Here is a 15,891-nt window from a genome sequence, read left to right on the forward strand (position 1 = left end):
ATAACGGTGTCTAATGATGTCTAATGAGCGTACTTTCCAAGCAGCAACTGTTTTCCAAGGCGACGAAATCCTGCGAATGAGTGAGTATATGCGAGATAAACCCTTAAAACCGAGGGACGGGCAGATTTGTTTAACAAGGGATATGGAGGTCATGATAAAATAATGGTAATGAGGGAGGAGGAATAATATGCCGATTTTTTCTGTAATCGCATTTTCTGCCTTGATTGTAGCAATTGTGTCATCATTTTTTGCTATCAAAGGTAAGTATCAACTTTACTGGATTTCTGCTATCGGAATTTATATTTTCAGTTTTTTAGCAAGTTTTTCAATAGGGCAACTGACAGTTGGTTTAACTTTTATACCATTAACTTTGGCTATTGGCTATTCTTTAGGTTGGATAAAAAACAAAGTACACAGCATTATTTTTCTTTGCTTAGGCACTTTAATTGGATTCCTAATGGTGATTTATGTAAGCAACTTGTTATTTTATCCGTTATTTCCATTATTCAACTACCCTGAAAATAACTCTAATTAATCCCTCTTCATAGCAAAGGTTTGTGATAAACTCGGTAGCCTGGGCGTTTGAACTTTTATGTTGCAGGAGTAAAACAACATTTATTTTTTCTTACTCCAAATATCAATCATTACGCAAATCATTATTCCTAGGAATATTAAAGCCACAATCTTACCGTCAACCCCTGGAACTTTTGATACACCTACAATATTCAATAAAAAACACCTCTCCGAAATAGTAATTTTTATTAAAGTATATGGCTGTATGGAGTTATATTATGAGTTCAGGTGTTGAGCTAACGGAAACGATAGTTAATCATAAAGGGTTCCACATATTAGTCATGCATAATATGTGGAACCCTTTATTTTATTTGATTTTCTTAAGTTTAGGTCATGATAATTTTCGGTCTAATACTTTATTTTCACAGAACAAAAAGTCAGTGCGGCTGCCAGCAACAAAGAGATGCTTGTAATAATAAGCGATGAGGCCGGTACTTTGCCGATGCTGCCAAGCGAGCAGGATGTAGCGCGAAAACACAATTGTCGTGTGGCTGGGGCGGGCATGATAGGCTAACTGGCCGAGCGAAGAGGCGTTAAGCCAATTCACACATCGCGATTTGATCGTGCCCGCTCAACAATGAATCTAAACTATTTATTAATATCTAGTCGATAGCATGATTGGGATTTCTTGGTGGATAAGGAATCCCAGTCTAATTCTTTATTATCACTAATTAGAGGCTTCCTTAGTTGTTACTGCAAATATGGCAAATTCACCTATGAGCCTTAGTTTCAGATGGCGAAGAATGGCGAAGAACCTTCCATTAATTCTCGTTTTCGGAGCACTTTTCCATGATGTCCTCGATCCACTCGAAGTCGGTCAGAACTTTATACTGGTCTATTGTTAATATAACAGCCATGCTTCCATTATTGGTTTTCTCAATGCTCTGAGTATCAAATTCTGTTAAAACGATATACATCATTTTACCAAGTTCGTATAGTATACCTCTATGCTCTCGGTCAACTGCAGATGGGAAGCATGCGGATACGGAGCGGGAAGCAGCACTCATCGCCAAGGTACTGCTCCAATTACCTTCGTAAATGACAAGCGAACCTATACCTGATTTACCGTTTGAGAGCATGACGATGAATTGGCTAGAAACACCGGTAAAAACGGCGTGTATTGAATATTTGGCCTGAATACCCCCATACTTAAAAAAATTGACAGTAGCCTCGCGCCCAGATTCACCAATTACTAACCCATGAATTGACCGGTAGTAATCCTTTACCTTGCCCTGTAATTCTCCCAGTAAGCCATCCATTGCCAAAACTTGTTTCATAAATTTAACTCCTCCTTGTAAAAAAATGGGATAAAAAAAGGAAGCACTTCTCCCTGCCATGAATGGCTGATGAGAGGTGCTTCCTCTGTGCCTGTCCTTTAAAAAAGAACTGGGTACTCTATTCGGTTTATTTACTTGTATAAATTTATCATAAATGGAAGGTAAATATCAAGCGAATAATCACTTTAATTCATGCTAATTTTCCACTTTTATGCTAACTGTGATGAATTCTATGGTCGCTGTGTCGTAAGGGATGGATCGCCCTTGCTTTTGCGCGGCTTCGAGCTCCATTTCAATCATATCTTTTACATTGTCACGTGCTTCTTCAATAGTGTCACCTTTAACACCAAGTCTTAGAGCAGGCACATAGGCTGTAACATTGCCCTCAGCCTTGTCTTCTTCGTACATTACTTGAAAATTCATATTCTGGATCGTCATAATAAGTCCTCCCTGGAATCTATATTCAAATTTTTGAAAGCTGCCACTATGGACAACCTAATCAAAGAATAAAAGCGTTAGTCCGCTTTCATTCTTCTCAAGGCTTCCATGCTAAACAACTGCTTTTAATTGTTCAACTAAATTGCCCTCTTCAAATCCATATACACGTTTTAAATCACCTGAATTGGTGTTGCAGACATAAAGGCGATCCGTGTCTCTTGCCTTTTTAGTTTGCTTGAGATCTTTCATATTGGTGATCCAATCACGTTGAAACGTAATAACTGACCTCATATCGTTTAAAGGAACGAAGTGGGGTCGGGTAGGTCAGGGATGTTACCATCCCTTTCCCCCCTAAGAACCGTACGTGTCCGTTACCGAACATACGGCTCAAGCGTCTGTCTTACTTTTCTTGGCTCAAAGTTCCTTACGAGAGATTCGAAATTCGCATCGCCGTAAGTTGACTCTATCAATAAGTTTTTTATATAGAGCCTTTTCGCACTTTGTATCTCCTTCTGGGACGGGTTGCGTCCTTTTACGGGAAATCTACGGTGATATGCAATGTGGCAGGAGTTATGCATAAGCCAGCAGTTCGCCACCGTAGTTGCTCCCCCTTGGGCTCTAGGTATCTTATGATGTACCTCTAAGCCTTCTGAGTTATCGGCAAGGGATTTGTCACAGAACGGGCATACATACTTTTGTTTCTTTGCAAGTTTTAGCTTGAAGCCGTTATTGTTCGAGTTGAACGTTCTTATATCACGATGTTCAAAATATTCCATTAAGTCACGATTGAACGGAGTATTGTTGAACTTGATAAGATTGTGTTCAACTATAGGCGTCCAAGCCATTTTGACGAGCTGGAGTTCAGGGTGACGAGGATCAGTTAAAATCCATCTGTCCTTACTGATTCCTGCGAAATGATCTTTGAAGTACTGTTCGTATCTCCAAGTGAGCCTCTTCAATGGATGAAGGCGTCTAATAAACCGAATGGCTGATTGAGTAATGTAGTTATCCATCTCACCCATGGCTTCCTTAGAATTTGCCTTGTTCCAGTAGTTAGCAATACCCGTAATTATAGGGTTTAGACTAGCAATTAGAGCCCCTACATTCTTACCGTGTTTGCCTTTGAAGACTTCGCGGATTTTCTCCTTCGCCTTTTTCTTGCTTTCCCGGCTAGGTTTTACAAGGGTCGTTTTACCGTATCTGCGGATGTTGAACCCTAAGAAATCAAAACCTTCCGACAGGTGTATGATTTTCGTCTTATCCAATGCGAGTTCAAGACCACGGGCGTTCAAGTATGGTTTAAGGTTCTCATACATACTTTCTGCTTGTACCTTTGTTTCACATAGAATAACGAAGTCATCAGCATATCTAACGGCTACTGTGGGTGTTGTTGCTTGGAAAACCTCACCTTGTTTCTTTAAGAGCTTCCGTCTGTATTTTACGCCGGCAGCTTCTTCAAGACCGTGTAGGGCAATGTTAGCCAGTAAAGGGGAAATAATGCCCCCTTGTGGGGTTCCCGACACGGTTTCATTGAACAACCCGTTGTCAATATAACCAGCTTCCAGCCATCTCAAGATCGCATTAGAAGCGGGGAATTGGCTGATCTGGGACTTAATGAAACTGTGGTTAAGATTGTCATAGCATCCCTTAAAGTCACCCTCGAAGACCCACACTTTGTTCGTTTTCCCATTGCATTTGTTCCAAATAGCTTTGATTGCATCATGAGCACTTCGTTTTGGTCTGAATCCGTAAGAGCATGGTTCAAAACGAGCCTCCCATTGAGGTTCAAGAGCAATCTTAGCAATGTTCTGGTATATCCTGTCGATGATGACCGGAATGCCTAACGGACGAAGTTTGCCGTTCTTCTTAGGTATGTAGGTTCTGAGTGCGGGTTGAGGTCTATGCATGTTGATATTCATAGTCCTCATCTTGTTGTATAGTGCCACCCTCTCTTTGGGTGTCAAAACCTTCATTCCGTTGACACCTGCGGTGCGCTTCCCTTTGTTAATTTGGGTCACACGCCGGATGGACAAAAGTAGTGCTGCCTGGCTTCTGATAAGAAGTCTTTGGAGATTACGTATTTTACGCTTTTGACCAAGAATTTCGGCTTGGTAGATCCGCTGTTGGATCCTCCTAACTTGCTTATCGAGTTTCCGCCATTTGACGGAATCCCAATTAACAACTGGAGGTACAGCGGACTTCGCATTAAGAGTTGCGAGGTGTGACATCGCACATTACCTCCATTATTAGGATTTTCCTTTTCGTTTTCACCAAGTTAGACACCAGCGAGAATTCTGCTCCTTTTCAGGTGTACCAAGAGGCACTATCCACCCGGTTATTCTATTCCCGTTATCTTTCGATATGGTGGCTTTTGCTTTATCTCGCATCCTTTACCCGCTGTGGAATTCAGTCTCCCTTGCGGTTGACTTACCTTCTCATGGGTCTGAGTTAGGACACACAACGGGCTTAACCAGTTCAGCTTTGTTCAGATACAGATGGGTAGGGCCCTTTCACTACACCGAGGGGATTGTTCGTTGCATGGATGCCAATGCGGAAAGTTAACATCCGACCCCTATTTATGGTATCAGCGTCTTACCATAATCTACGATGACGATGCTTAAGAAAGTTCACTAACGTTAGCCCTCAACCAAAGATATAAATACCCTAGGTGTACCATCTTTCCTCTTGCCCTAATAGCCTCCTTGACGCTAGAAGCATATTAAGGCTTTCCCTCTTGCAACCGAACAGGTTCGTTACCAAACCAGCCGTTTTGGGTGAGGACATCCCATGCAACTAGGATGACGCATAAGCGCACTGAACCATTTAGCGGAATAATGCTAAATGTTAGAAAAGCTGCTTAACAGGTCGAACTCCCACAATCGTAGACATACCAAGCGAAAGTACTGCAGGACTCCATAGCTTTCATATCGTTCACGTAAAAATCAGAGTGAAATTTTGATTGAACGACAAATTGCTGTACGATTTCTTCCATCCGATGTATTAATTCTGGATTAATTGTTTGTACGGCTTTCTCCTTAAATACACTCGTGCTCATTATTATCACTCCTAATGTTATAAGTTTTAATTTCTCCATCACAGTTCAATTCCAAATTCCTATTTTATTACTCAATCGAAGAGTGGGATCTGGTCATCCTTTATGAAAGCGCCAAGAGCAAAAGATTTGCCCTTTTTACTTTTCATCGTATGCCCTAGGTCAAGTTCCATTTTCTTTAAATACTCCCAATCATCAGGATACAGCTTTGATGTCCGCTGCATTTCCCCAGAAGTATTAAAGATGCAAAACTTGCATGAGCAGCGTGATACCCATTCGTAGCATGGGTGCAACTCGATACCGTATTCGGCGACCAGCTCCCGCACTTGGAATTTGAGCATGTCTTTGATCGGTTTAAGCCAGTGAAGGATTCGATTCTTCCTACCAGTCGCCTGCGCAGAATGAATCTTAAAAACAGGCTTCTCCGCTCGCTCGGTCGATTCTTCAGAACGCTCTCCAGTTAAAAGCAAGATTTTAATATCATTGAATTGGCGAACCCATTTATTATAAACATCCCTAAGTTTGATCTTATGTTTCGGGATATGATAACCGTGCAAGGCTAAAAGAGCTGTAACTACACTATCGACCCCTCCAGAAACACAAACATGAACTTCATCGTATTCGTGGAGCGGCAGCATCTCGGGTGGCAGTATGGGTAGCACATACTTCTCTACGGTTTGAACGGATGTTTTATTACCAACATCAACTGGCATGGATTACATCCTCCTTTCCTTCAAAAAAGGAAAAGAGATCGACATCAGAGCTCTGATGTGGATGAAGATCGTACGCAGCACCAGGAGCAAATAATAAGCCGCTATAGCCTCTTTCTAGGTTAAAAGTCATACTAACCTTGTTATACCTCAATTGTTCACCTTTACGGCGTTCAGCTGCTGCTAACAATATACTGTACTGAGGTAAATGGGCTTCCTCGGCACAAAAGAATGTGATCTGGTTCGAACGTGCAGTCACCCACCCACGCGGATTGCTTTTGCGATTAGGTTTTATCTCTGTACTCCAAGAGCCTTCGATAATGACATACTGACCTTGGTAGCAACAAGAACGATAGTGAATGCTCCAGCAATCTTTTTGTAGGTAGTAATGGACATTTGCTTTGTATCCAGATGTAGCCACCAATCTATTTCCTCCTCTTTTGGGCATAGAAAAAGCCATGGAAACACAAAAAGACACCTGCTAATGGTGTCTATGGTCTCCATGGCTTAATAAGCCCTACAATATGTATGATCCGGAAAATGACCGGCAATAGCTCCTTCTTTGTCGATTCATCAACGACAAAGAAAATCAGTAGAAATCTTAATACATTATATGTATCATATTCCCCATTATTCGTCAATATTTGGGGTTAAATAACATCTCGAGTTGACTAAAATATCTACCTTCCTTTATCTATCTTTCTTTTCTTCTTCCTTACTCTTTTTGTTACTTCCAACGTTCTCGAAACTGTAGAATGTATTTTGAAAGTAACGCACCTTCGTGACCCAAATGAATCCAAGGTATTTCTTTTTGAGTCGCTCCTTGTACTTGTTCTTCTTCGTTATTTTGAAGCTGTAGCTGAAAGTTTCAAAATTAGCTGTGGTGTAAATTATCTCAAACTTAATGTTCGTAGCATATATATTCTCACCCTCATAAACAGTTTGTCGCAAATAAATAGTGGTAGCATGATCCCAAACCGGCTTGAAAAAAACCTCATCAGCATATTTACCTCGACATTCCAGGTTTAGCTAACTCTTTCGATAGATCATTTGTGTTTAATATACCTTCACCATTTCAAGTCTCAATTCCTATGCTAATAAAAACATAAAGAGCACCCTCAGTGTTGAGAGTGCTCTAAATTGTCTTTCCATGTTCAACATACTGGTTTTTGTAAGGGTAATACGGTATTACCCAATCGTTTGCGAAATATCAATTAATCAACCGAGGCATACTGGCTGCCTCGATCCGAATGGTGTAACACATCGGAGATATGCAGATGATGCAGTCATCCACTGCCACAGCAAAATGGCAGCAGAGCAGCTGAAAGCGGAACTTGAAGAACGGCTGAGGGAATGTGGGTTGGAGTTGCATCCGGTGAAGACACGCATCGTCTATTGTAAAGATGATAATCGTCGATTGGATCACAGTGAGATTGCGTTCGATTTTCTAGGATATACATTCCGACCGCGCAGAGCCAAGAATCGGGAAGGAACTTACTTCATCAGCTTCATTCCGGGTGCAAGCAAAATTCAGCAAAGAAGGCCATGAGGCAAACCATTCGGACATGGAGGATTCAATTAAAGTCGGAAAAGACGTTGGAAGACCTGTCAAAGATGTTCAATCCTGTGTTAAGAGGTTGGGTTAACTACTATGGGCGCTACTACAAAGCGGAAATGCATTCGGTATACCGACGCATGAATCGAGCGTTGATGAACTGGGCGATGAGAAAGTACAAAAGGTTCAGTAAGCGGCGCAAACGAGCACTGGATTGGCTTAGCCAGATCGCAAAGCGAGAACCGGCACTCTTCGTTCAATGGGAGAAGAACTATCTAAGTTGGGCTGGATAATGGGAGCCGGATGAGCTGAGAGGTTCAAGTCCGGTTCTGAGAGAGCCTGAGGGTGTAACTCCCTCGGGCTACTCACCCCTGCATCGAATCCTTTCATAGCATCCTGAAAAAAGAACTCATTTATTTAGAGAAATTCAAGACTCGACGACAAGCCTACCGTGAACTTTTTGAATACATCGAATACTTCTACAATCGCAAACGAATTCATTCGTCTATTGGCTATTCAACGCCAGATCAGTACGAACGTACGTACCGTAAAGCCTTGTAACTTTCTCGATTCTTTGTGTCCAATCTATTGACAGAGGTCCACTTAAGGGTAAATCAATTTAACAGACTAAAAACGAAAAAAGTCGATCCCAAGAAACTAGGACCGACTTTTTCCGATATCAAGCTATTTACATCTTCAATTATTACATATAAGAAGGGTGATCAGCAACATTATTTTAGTATCGATAAAGACCTGAAACATCTAACATAATTTTACACGCCTGTTGATTAACCAAAATAAGGAATCTATAAATTGAAAAAAGGTCGCTCTTTCTGTAAAATCGTTTGCACCACACAACACGATTTGAAAGAGGCGACCTCATGAAAAAGTCTACCACGTTTACAAACCTTATTCAAACTCTTCTGAAAGAAGAAGATGTGCAACACATTCTTAACGAGCTGAACTTTGAAGATATGGCACGTAAATTTACAGCACATCAGTTGCTCTTATTCTTTATGAACGCCGCTTTAGGTCAATGGGATGGCTATCGTTCGGGAGTTGGCAAAGCGGCGTCTTGCGGCTTGGCTCCCGTCTGTTATTCCACTTTCTCTTCCAAAGCGGGCGAAGTACCCTATGCGTTATTCAAGCGTTTATTTCACTTGCTGATTTCCAGATGCAATCGCGAAACCAAGCGTCGATTACAACTGCCCAATGAGCTTCTGTTAGTGGACTCGACAACCATTACGGTGGGTAAGACACGTCTTCCTTGGGCGTTATTCCACGGAAACCGTGCAGGAATCAAGCTTCACGTTGCACTCCATGCGGCTACCGAGCAACCCGTCCAAGTTACCGAGACCATCGGGACGGCTCATGATGGACCGATTGGGGAGCAGCTTGCCAACAAAGCCTATATCCTAGTCAATGATCGCGCGTATGGCAAGATTAAACGATTTGATCAATACGTCCTAGATAAGCAATATTTCGTGACCCGTATCAAAGAGAATGTGACCTTGGTAACTCCACATTCCTTGAATCGAATGGCATCCGAGACTTCACCGGTAAGTCGGGATATCACTTGTTATCTAGGAACACCCCAGTGTCAGTCAACACTTCGCCATCGCGTCGTTGTATTCACAGACAGCCATGGGAATGAAATACGGGTGGCAACCAATCTGATGCATCTGTCGGCTGAGCAAATTGCAGATGCTTATAAAGCACGCTGGGGTATTGAAGTGTTCTTCAGATGGATCAAGCAAAACCTGAATGTGCCTGTCTTATTTGGTACCACCAAAAATGCAGTGTTCAATCAAATTTTTGCTGCGCTCATGACCTACGTGGTCCTAAAATGGTTGTACACGCATGCCAAATCATTCGTTATTTCTTGCAGGTCCATACCACTGATTCGATTTAAAGAACAGATTCGGGATGATCAGTTGCAAGTTGAATGGAGTATCGCTATAGCTAGGGTGTTGGATATATATGTGTATTTGGCGTCTTTAAACAGTTTTTTTACCTTAACCGAAAAATAGGGTCCCAGGTTTCGTAGCAGTTCGTCGTTCGGGTTCAGGGAGAGATCCCGAATAATGGAAATCGTCCCCAAATGGTCGGAACGCTGCATCAAGTCTAGGACGATGACGACAAACCTCTGGTAAGAAGCTTCTCGGGAAAAGCAAGCTCTAAAAGGACACAACAAGGAATCGATAGTTGTTAGCATGGGTAGAAGCGAATGAGCTGATCGGTACCTTCCCAGCCTATTCACCAAGTTTTCTTGCCGTATTTGAGAAATACCTTTTTCGCTTTGGCTACCACATACCCGCTGCCACCCCGTTTTTTCACATCCTCAACCATCATTGTGAGCATTAGTTGCCTACGGCTTGCATCGAACTCGATGAACCAACCGTTCTCCAGCCCGTCCTCACCCTTCTTCTTTTTCAATTCCGCTGTACCTGTCTTGCCTGCGATGTTCATACCTGCAATGTAAGCGCCATGCGCAAAGCCCTTCGGGTTCCGCACCGCCTCCACGAGATCTTGACGCACAATCTCGGCAATCTCCGGTCGAATGACATCCCGCTTCCATATGGTGTCCGTCGGATTAGAGGCGGCTTTCACCAATACGGGCGCAACCACATCGCCTTGATTAATAATAGGCGTATAAGCCAGTGCTACATGAAGCGGACTCATCTGGACCTCACCTTGTCCGTATGCTGAATCCGCAAGCTGGATGTCGCTGTTTATCCCCTGATTGGCCAGACTGGAACGCGGAAACGGATACGGTAGCGGCAGCAGCTCTCCAAAACCGAACTTATATGCACCCTTATAGAACGTATCCTTTCCCATAGCAAGCGCTTCCTGAGCAAAAAATATATTGTCCGAGTGGACCAGAGCGTCGCGCAAATTTTCACTGGCCACATCCCGGTCGCGCGTTACATAATAATTGCCCCACGAAGCATCCTTCGTCCAGTATAAGCCTTGAATATTTCTGATGGTATCCGGAGAAGAAATACCTGCGTTCAAGCCAACCGCCGCTGTCACGGTTTTAAAGATCGAGCCCGGAGCGTACAGTTTTGTAAATCGGTTAAGCAGCGGAATACCGGGGTCGCTATTCCACTTGGTCCACTGCTCAGCCGACACCCCCGTTACAAAAAGATTAGGGTCGTACGCAGGGCTGCTGACCAATGCCAATATTTCACCGCTCTGCGGCTGTAAAGCAGAGGCAGTTCCCGCATCTCCTTGATACTGCTCGTAAATCGCCCATTGCAGCTCGCTATCAATTGTTGTCTGGACATTCTCTCCCGGCACCATATCCTTAAGTGCCAGCGTTTCACGGGTGGCCCCATTTTCATCGATGATGACGATACGGGCTCCATCCTGGCCCTTTAAGCTTTTCTCGAACAACTGCTCCAGCCCTGCTTTGCCCAGTTGGTCATCCGTGCCATAGCCCAAACCCTTCAGCTTGGCCAGCTCCTCCGCGTTAATTCCTTGAACATAGCCGGTCAAATGGGCCGCCGCCTCGCCAAGTGGGTAGGCGCGGATCCTTTTGGGCTGAAAGGTGACACCCTCCATGTATTGAAAAGCCATAACTCCCTTACTGTCGGCAGGCCCGATAGGTACAAAATTACCGGGCTTCACCCAGGACGCCTTTAATTTTTTGTTAACGTCTTCCGAAGTTAGCCCTAAATATTGCGCGACCGCCTGAATGGTCTTCTCGGCATCAGCCCCCAACCGTTCAGCGGCCAATCCAAGGATGTTCACGGTATCATTGATTGCCAGCCCCTGCCCGTTCCGGTCGTATATTTCACCGCGCATCGCTTTCGAGATACGTACTGTAACTTTATCGTTGTCCCGCATGGCAGGGAAAATGAGAGAAGGGTTCCAGGCGACCCTCCAATCCGAGTCGGGGTTTTCTTTGGTTAATGTTGCTTGATTAGTGAAGTCGATAGGACCTGCAAGCGTCAAAAGCGAAGCGTGGTAAGCATAAGCCGCTTGATCCGCTGAAAGGGGAATTGACTTGGATGGAGCTGGAATAGCTGCCTTCTCGATATGTAACTGGTCCATCCCGATTCCCTCATATATGGAAGAGTACCGCTTGACGAACTGCTCCTGCGACAGCCTGGTTTTGGAATCCGTTGACAGCATCGTATACATCGCTTCATATTGTCCTTCTTGCCAAGCAGCCAGATAAGAATCAAAGACCTGCTCGGACGTCATTGCTTTAGGTACAGGCTGTTCGTTGCGACAGCCGCAAACTATTAAAAGGAACAGGCCTATCAGAACTAACTTTTTCATGCGCTGTATCTCCTTCCGTTCGTGTTAAGCTTTGTAGTCGCGAAGATTGGGCAGCATCTGCTGCAAATCCAGCATGTAGCCGTAGCGAGGCACGGAAATGATATATTGGCCGTATTTGGCCAGCTTTTTGCGCAATCGGTATACCAAGGTAGTGACCTCTTCGCGGCCAACATCAGGAATGTTGCCAATTTTATTAGCTGCTCTTTCAGGCCAGATGTTCGTTCGGATTTCATCATAGCTCACGGCGGAGTTAGCCATTTGATACAGCAGGCCGAACAACTCGGTATCCTTACTGGACAAGTAAATCTGCACACCGTCAATCATGATCTCCCTCCTGTCCATATTCACAAACAGGCCGTGATGGTCTTCCATGTCTTCATCGCTTAGAAGCGGAAATTCCAGTGTATCCCCGATACGCTTTTCGTTGGCATTATGGAAGGTAAGCACGGCAACCCCTCTAGCCAAACTTATGATATCGCCATCATGAAGTAAAAAAGGCTTATTATTGCCAATAGCCGTATGGTTGACCCGGGTTCCATGCTTGCTCTTCAGATCAATAATAAAGAAACGATCATTTTCTGTAACAACGACAGCATGCTTTCTGGATATATAAGAGCTGGCAAATTGAATGTCAGGGACTACCTGTTCCCACACACGCCCGATAACCGTTTCCTGTTTCATCAGGTAGCACGGCTTTTCCTTCAAGCCATTTTCGCCCTGATTGATAGTCATATACACATCTTGATCGATCATATGCTTAACTCCTTTATACGACCCTTTATTAAGGCTCGATAATGCTGTATTCCTTTAAGATATCGGTTGCCAGATCTTTTACTTTTTGCGGTGTAACCGTTCCCTGTCCGTCTATATTGGCGGCAAAAACATACGTCTGACTAATATTTTCGACAAAACCAACAAACCACCCTGCTGGAGGATTATTCCTTGTTCCCGTTTTTCCGTAGAGTGTATAATTACCCCGCTCCTCTTGAATCAGCATCCGTTTAACGGTCTTCATATTTTTTTATCTAAAGGAAGCTTTTCCTGAACCAAAAGGCTGAGGAACTCAACCTCCTCAAGAGGCGAAATCTTTAACGAGCTGTTCAGCCAAAATTTATCGATGCCTGCGGAAATATCCTTGTTCCCGTAGTTTAGCTTATTTAACCATTCCTGCATACGCTCCTTGCCAATATCGCGCGCCATAGCCTGATAGTACCATACTGCCGAAGCTTGCATAGCAGATCCTAAAGTGTGGTCTTGATTCCACTCCTCCCTGGTTCTCTTGACGCCGTCCCAGCGCTTTACCTCATACTCGTCTTTTACAGCCCCTACCTGCAGCCCGATTAAAGCATTAACAATTTTAAATGTTGACTCCGGAGGCTGAGGTTTCTTGGCCCGCTCCTCGTTACTTATAAAAGTTTGGCCCGTACGCAATTCCCGTAAAACAAATGTCCCTTCCTTATTGGGAAAGTACTTGTCAACATTCATTTTCGAACTGTCCAATTGTTCTGTCTGCGGCTTATCTCCTTTATCCGCTTCACCCTGTTGCAATTTCGTATCGACAGCGGCGGGACTGGAGCAGCCGGCAACCATTGAGAGCAGCAGTAACCCCGCGATGAACCGTTTGTATGTATTCAAGAATGATTTCCCCTTTGTTTATATGATCATTGTGATCAGAGATCATAGTTGTTCATGCATACAGCTTAAAGAATTAATATAACAGAATTAGGCACCCAGTTAAATAGACAATCGATCACAGCTTGCTGACATTTTCGTGATTAAAGTGTACTTTTAGTAAATAAAAAAACCGTCACCCCTCGTCGGGAAACGGTCCATTGCAAGACAATTGCCTAATAATTTCTTCTAATTGCATCCCTCTGGAGCCCTTCACCATAACAACATCCTGTGGCCCAACAAGTAAGCGTATTTCTTGAGCGACATTTTTCTTATCCTGAAACACTTTAACACGCTCATCATCCTTAAACTTCTTTTGGACCCCCCATGCTATTTCCTTTCCTAGCTCACCAATGGTAAAGACATAATCGATTTTATTAGGATCAATCATTTGTCCTATTTCCTGATGATATTCCTTTTCACGATCTCCCAGTTCGAGCATGTCACCTAATATTATAAATTTGCGGGAATATCCCCTCAGCGCCTCAAAAGTCTCAATAGCAGCCTTCATGGAAGCCGGGCTTGCATTCCATGCATCGTTTATCAACGTGAATCCGTCTTTTACCTTCACCTGTTCCATTCTCATTCCAGTCAGCTTCAGTCCCTCTAATCCACTTTTTATATGGGCTTCAGGAACCAAAAGCAATTCACAGACTGCTACGGAGGCATGTGCATTGACAACATTATGTTTACCGATTATCGGGATACAATATGGCTCCGTGGATCGATTTGTTGTAAACAAAGTCTTTACATCTTCTTGTTCCATGGAACTGACGTAATAATCATTTGATTCATCAGTGCCAAAATGAACGACCCGGTTGAAGTCGGTTTTTGTTACTACTTAGGTGATCTAAAAACTGAATTGGCTACGAAGAGCATTGGTTAGCGAGGAGAGTATGGGAAGTTGTTGTTTTAGGAGCGTCGAAATCACACTGCGCATTCTTGCAAAGTTTTTTGCACCTGACTCCGTGCGGAACGAGCCGGAAACCTTCTGTTTGACTTTAACCATACGCAAATCACGTTCTGCCTGATTGTTGTCAAACGGGATGTGGTCAGCCCAAAGAAACCGGATAATCGACCTTTATGAATCAGGAATCGCTCTCCCAGGTTGGCGGCTTTGCTCTTTATTTTTCGGCCTCTCAGACCGGTCTTAGCTCGAACGGCATCTTTCTCCCACTCGGTCTTACCGCTCTCAAGAATGTCATCGTACCGATCTTTCATCCCTTCAATCACATCTTTAGGCAGGGGGATATCTTCTTGACGAGAGGACTGGGCGAGCTTCCAACTCTCTTGCAACAGCTCTTTCATCTGAATTGCCCACTCATGGCCATCATGTTCCGCGATCCCTTGGCATTCGCGTAACAAATGCGCGTTGCAAAGCGCATGATCAAAGGAATAGATCTCTTTGAAGTAGGCAGGCAAGCAGTCATGAACGACGGTCCCTGTATAGAAGGGGAAGAATCCAAGTTCATCCATTGCCTGGCTTCCGCGTTTAGGGTGCACGCCTAACAGGGTCCATTCTACAACCGTCTTGAAACGCTTTCAGCTAAAGCTCAAGTGGAGTGGCAAAGAAGAGCGGCAAGCCTGAAAGGGGTATTATTGAAAATATGGATAGCAGGGATATCGTCAACAAAAAATGGAATTGGAATTTTACAAAGCAACCAATTTGCCGTTGTTATCGATAAGAATAGGCAGCTCTTGTCACAAACCCTAAACCGAAATCCTTTGGTTACAGAGGAATTCCTAAGGCAAATCCAAACAACAACTGTAAACTATTATGCGGAAAATGACAGAAGCAGTTATGCAGTCATAAGCATGGAAATAGAAGCATGAATGGAGTTAGGTTCATTATCGCTTGAAATTTGCTTCAAGCGTGACTTCACTAACGGGTCACTTTACCCAATACGGTTAGTTTTAATTTGAAAGCGAAAACAAACCATTGAAACTACGTTTCGGTTAGAAAAAAATCATTAAGAGCCAGGCATTAGAAAAGGTTTTTAACATATATAGGTAATATCCATTCAAATATGTTGGGGGAGGATATCATAAAACCTATGTTACCTATTGAAGAATATTTCGGTAAGTTAGAGCTCGTTTATTCATTTTATGGGGCTATGCCTACAGGCGTTAGTGTATCAGAAACCGGGCGTATTTTCATTTGCTTTCCGAAATGGGGAGATGACGTTAGATTTACGGTGGCGGAAATTGTTGGGGATACATTGCAACCTTATCCTAGTATGGAAACCAATTTGGTAAACCCATGGAATATCACAATGTCTTTCATAAGTGTTCAAAGTGTAATTGCTGATGGAAGGGGAACACTTTGGG

The 15,891-nt window shown here is 43.5% G+C and carries 14 protein-coding genes and 4 pseudogenes; 7 read left to right on the plus strand and 11 right to left on the minus strand.

The window, feature by feature from the left end:
• Window positions 1–187: 187 nt before the first annotated feature.
• The gene (locus G9U52_RS37965; protein ID WP_166158401.1) at window positions 188–535 is read left to right on the plus strand and encodes a hypothetical protein; all 348 of its coding nucleotides are present in this window, start codon (window positions 188–190) and stop codon (window positions 533–535) included.
• Window positions 536–1,334: 799 nt separating this feature from the next.
• Here the strand turns inward: G9U52_RS37965 and G9U52_RS37970 are convergent.
• The 6 genes from G9U52_RS37970 to G9U52_RS37995 form a co-directional block, all read right to left on the minus strand.
• On the minus strand, window positions 1,335–1,850 hold the full coding sequence (locus tag G9U52_RS37970) for a hypothetical protein (protein WP_166158404.1): 516 nt from the start codon (window positions 1,848–1,850) through the stop codon (window positions 1,335–1,337).
• A gap of 195 nt (window positions 1,851–2,045) precedes the next feature.
• Entirely contained in the window at window positions 2,046–2,288 is a 243-nt protein-coding gene (locus tag G9U52_RS37975) for a type II toxin-antitoxin system HicB family antitoxin (protein WP_207953464.1), read from the minus strand.
• A gap of 111 nt (window positions 2,289–2,399) precedes the next feature.
• Entirely contained in the window at window positions 2,400–2,537 is a 138-nt protein-coding gene (locus tag G9U52_RS37980) for a hypothetical protein (protein ID WP_166158407.1), read from the minus strand.
• 122 nt (window positions 2,538–2,659) lie between these two features.
• Entirely contained in the window at window positions 2,660–4,516 is a 1,857-nt protein-coding gene (gene ltrA / locus G9U52_RS37985; protein WP_166158410.1) for a group II intron reverse transcriptase/maturase, read from the minus strand.
• An 898-nt stretch (window positions 4,517–5,414) separates the two neighbouring features.
• The gene (locus G9U52_RS37990) at window positions 5,415–6,053 is read right to left on the minus strand and encodes a phosphoadenosine phosphosulfate reductase family protein (RefSeq protein WP_166158413.1); all 639 of its coding nucleotides are present in this window, start codon (window positions 6,051–6,053) and stop codon (window positions 5,415–5,417) included.
• The gene (locus G9U52_RS37995; protein WP_166158416.1) at window positions 6,043–6,471 is read right to left on the minus strand and encodes a hypothetical protein; all 429 of its coding nucleotides are present in this window, start codon (window positions 6,469–6,471) and stop codon (window positions 6,043–6,045) included. The genes G9U52_RS37990 and G9U52_RS37995 overlap by 11 nt, the downstream gene beginning before the upstream one ends.
• A 729-nt stretch (window positions 6,472–7,200) precedes the next feature.
• On the opposite strand from G9U52_RS37995, the gene G9U52_RS39610 reads away from it, so the two are divergent.
• The 4 genes and pseudogenes from G9U52_RS39610 to G9U52_RS38010 all read left to right on the plus strand — a co-directional run bounded on the left by G9U52_RS39610 (window position 7,201) and on the right by G9U52_RS38010 (window position 9,635).
• Window positions 7,201–7,599 carry a reverse transcriptase domain-containing protein gene (locus G9U52_RS39610; RefSeq protein WP_207953465.1) on the plus strand — a complete coding sequence of 133 codons (399 nt, stop codon included), beginning with the start codon at window positions 7,201–7,203 and terminating at the stop codon, window positions 7,597–7,599.
• Complete coding sequence (locus G9U52_RS39615; RefSeq protein WP_207953466.1) at window positions 7,596–7,898, plus strand: group II intron maturase-specific domain-containing protein; 303 nt, start codon at window positions 7,596–7,598, stop codon at window positions 7,896–7,898. Before G9U52_RS39610 ends, G9U52_RS39615 begins: the two co-directional genes overlap by 4 nt.
• 79 nt (window positions 7,899–7,977) lie before the next feature.
• Window positions 7,978–8,166: pseudogene (locus G9U52_RS38005) on the plus strand (IS3 family transposase); the annotation flags it as partial.
• A gap of 320 nt (window positions 8,167–8,486) precedes the next feature.
• On the plus strand, window positions 8,487–9,635 hold the full coding sequence (locus tag G9U52_RS38010; protein ID WP_166158419.1) for an IS4 family transposase: 1,149 nt from the start codon (window positions 8,487–8,489) through the stop codon (window positions 9,633–9,635).
• A 226-nt stretch (window positions 9,636–9,861) separates the two neighbouring features.
• Here the strand turns inward: G9U52_RS38010 and G9U52_RS38015 are convergent, their stop codons facing one another.
• The 5 genes and pseudogenes from G9U52_RS38015 to G9U52_RS42020 form a co-directional block, all read right to left on the minus strand.
• Entirely contained in the window at window positions 9,862–11,892 is a 2,031-nt protein-coding gene (locus G9U52_RS38015) for a penicillin-binding transpeptidase domain-containing protein (protein WP_166158422.1), read from the minus strand.
• Window positions 11,893–11,916: 24 nt separating this feature from the next.
• Window positions 11,917–12,645, minus strand: a complete 729-nt coding sequence (locus G9U52_RS38020) for an FHA domain-containing protein (RefSeq protein WP_166158425.1) — start codon at window positions 12,643–12,645, stop codon at window positions 11,917–11,919.
• 28 nt (window positions 12,646–12,673) lie between these two features.
• Window positions 12,674–13,482: pseudogene (gene blaOXA, locus G9U52_RS38025) on the minus strand (class D beta-lactamase).
• A 217-nt stretch (window positions 13,483–13,699) separates the two neighbouring features.
• Complete coding sequence (locus G9U52_RS38030) at window positions 13,700–14,329, minus strand: glutamate ligase domain-containing protein (protein WP_207953467.1); 630 nt, start codon at window positions 14,327–14,329, stop codon at window positions 13,700–13,702.
• A gap of 84 nt (window positions 14,330–14,413) precedes the next feature.
• Window positions 14,414–15,039: pseudogene (locus G9U52_RS42020) on the minus strand (IS66 family transposase).
• 123 nt (window positions 15,040–15,162) lie between these two features.
• On the opposite strand from G9U52_RS42020, the gene G9U52_RS39620 reads away from it, so the two are divergent.
• Entirely contained in the window at window positions 15,163–15,396 is a 234-nt protein-coding gene (locus G9U52_RS39620) for a hypothetical protein (protein ID WP_207953468.1), read from the plus strand.
• A gap of 194 nt (window positions 15,397–15,590) precedes the next feature.
• Window positions 15,591–15,891, plus strand: a pseudogene (locus tag G9U52_RS38040) (L-dopachrome tautomerase-related protein); the annotation flags it as partial.

Origin of the sequence: Paenibacillus agricola (assembly GCF_011440305.1) — a bacterium.
Classification (GTDB): domain Bacteria; phylum Bacillota; class Bacilli; order Paenibacillales; family NBRC-103111; genus Paenibacillus_S; species Paenibacillus_S agricola.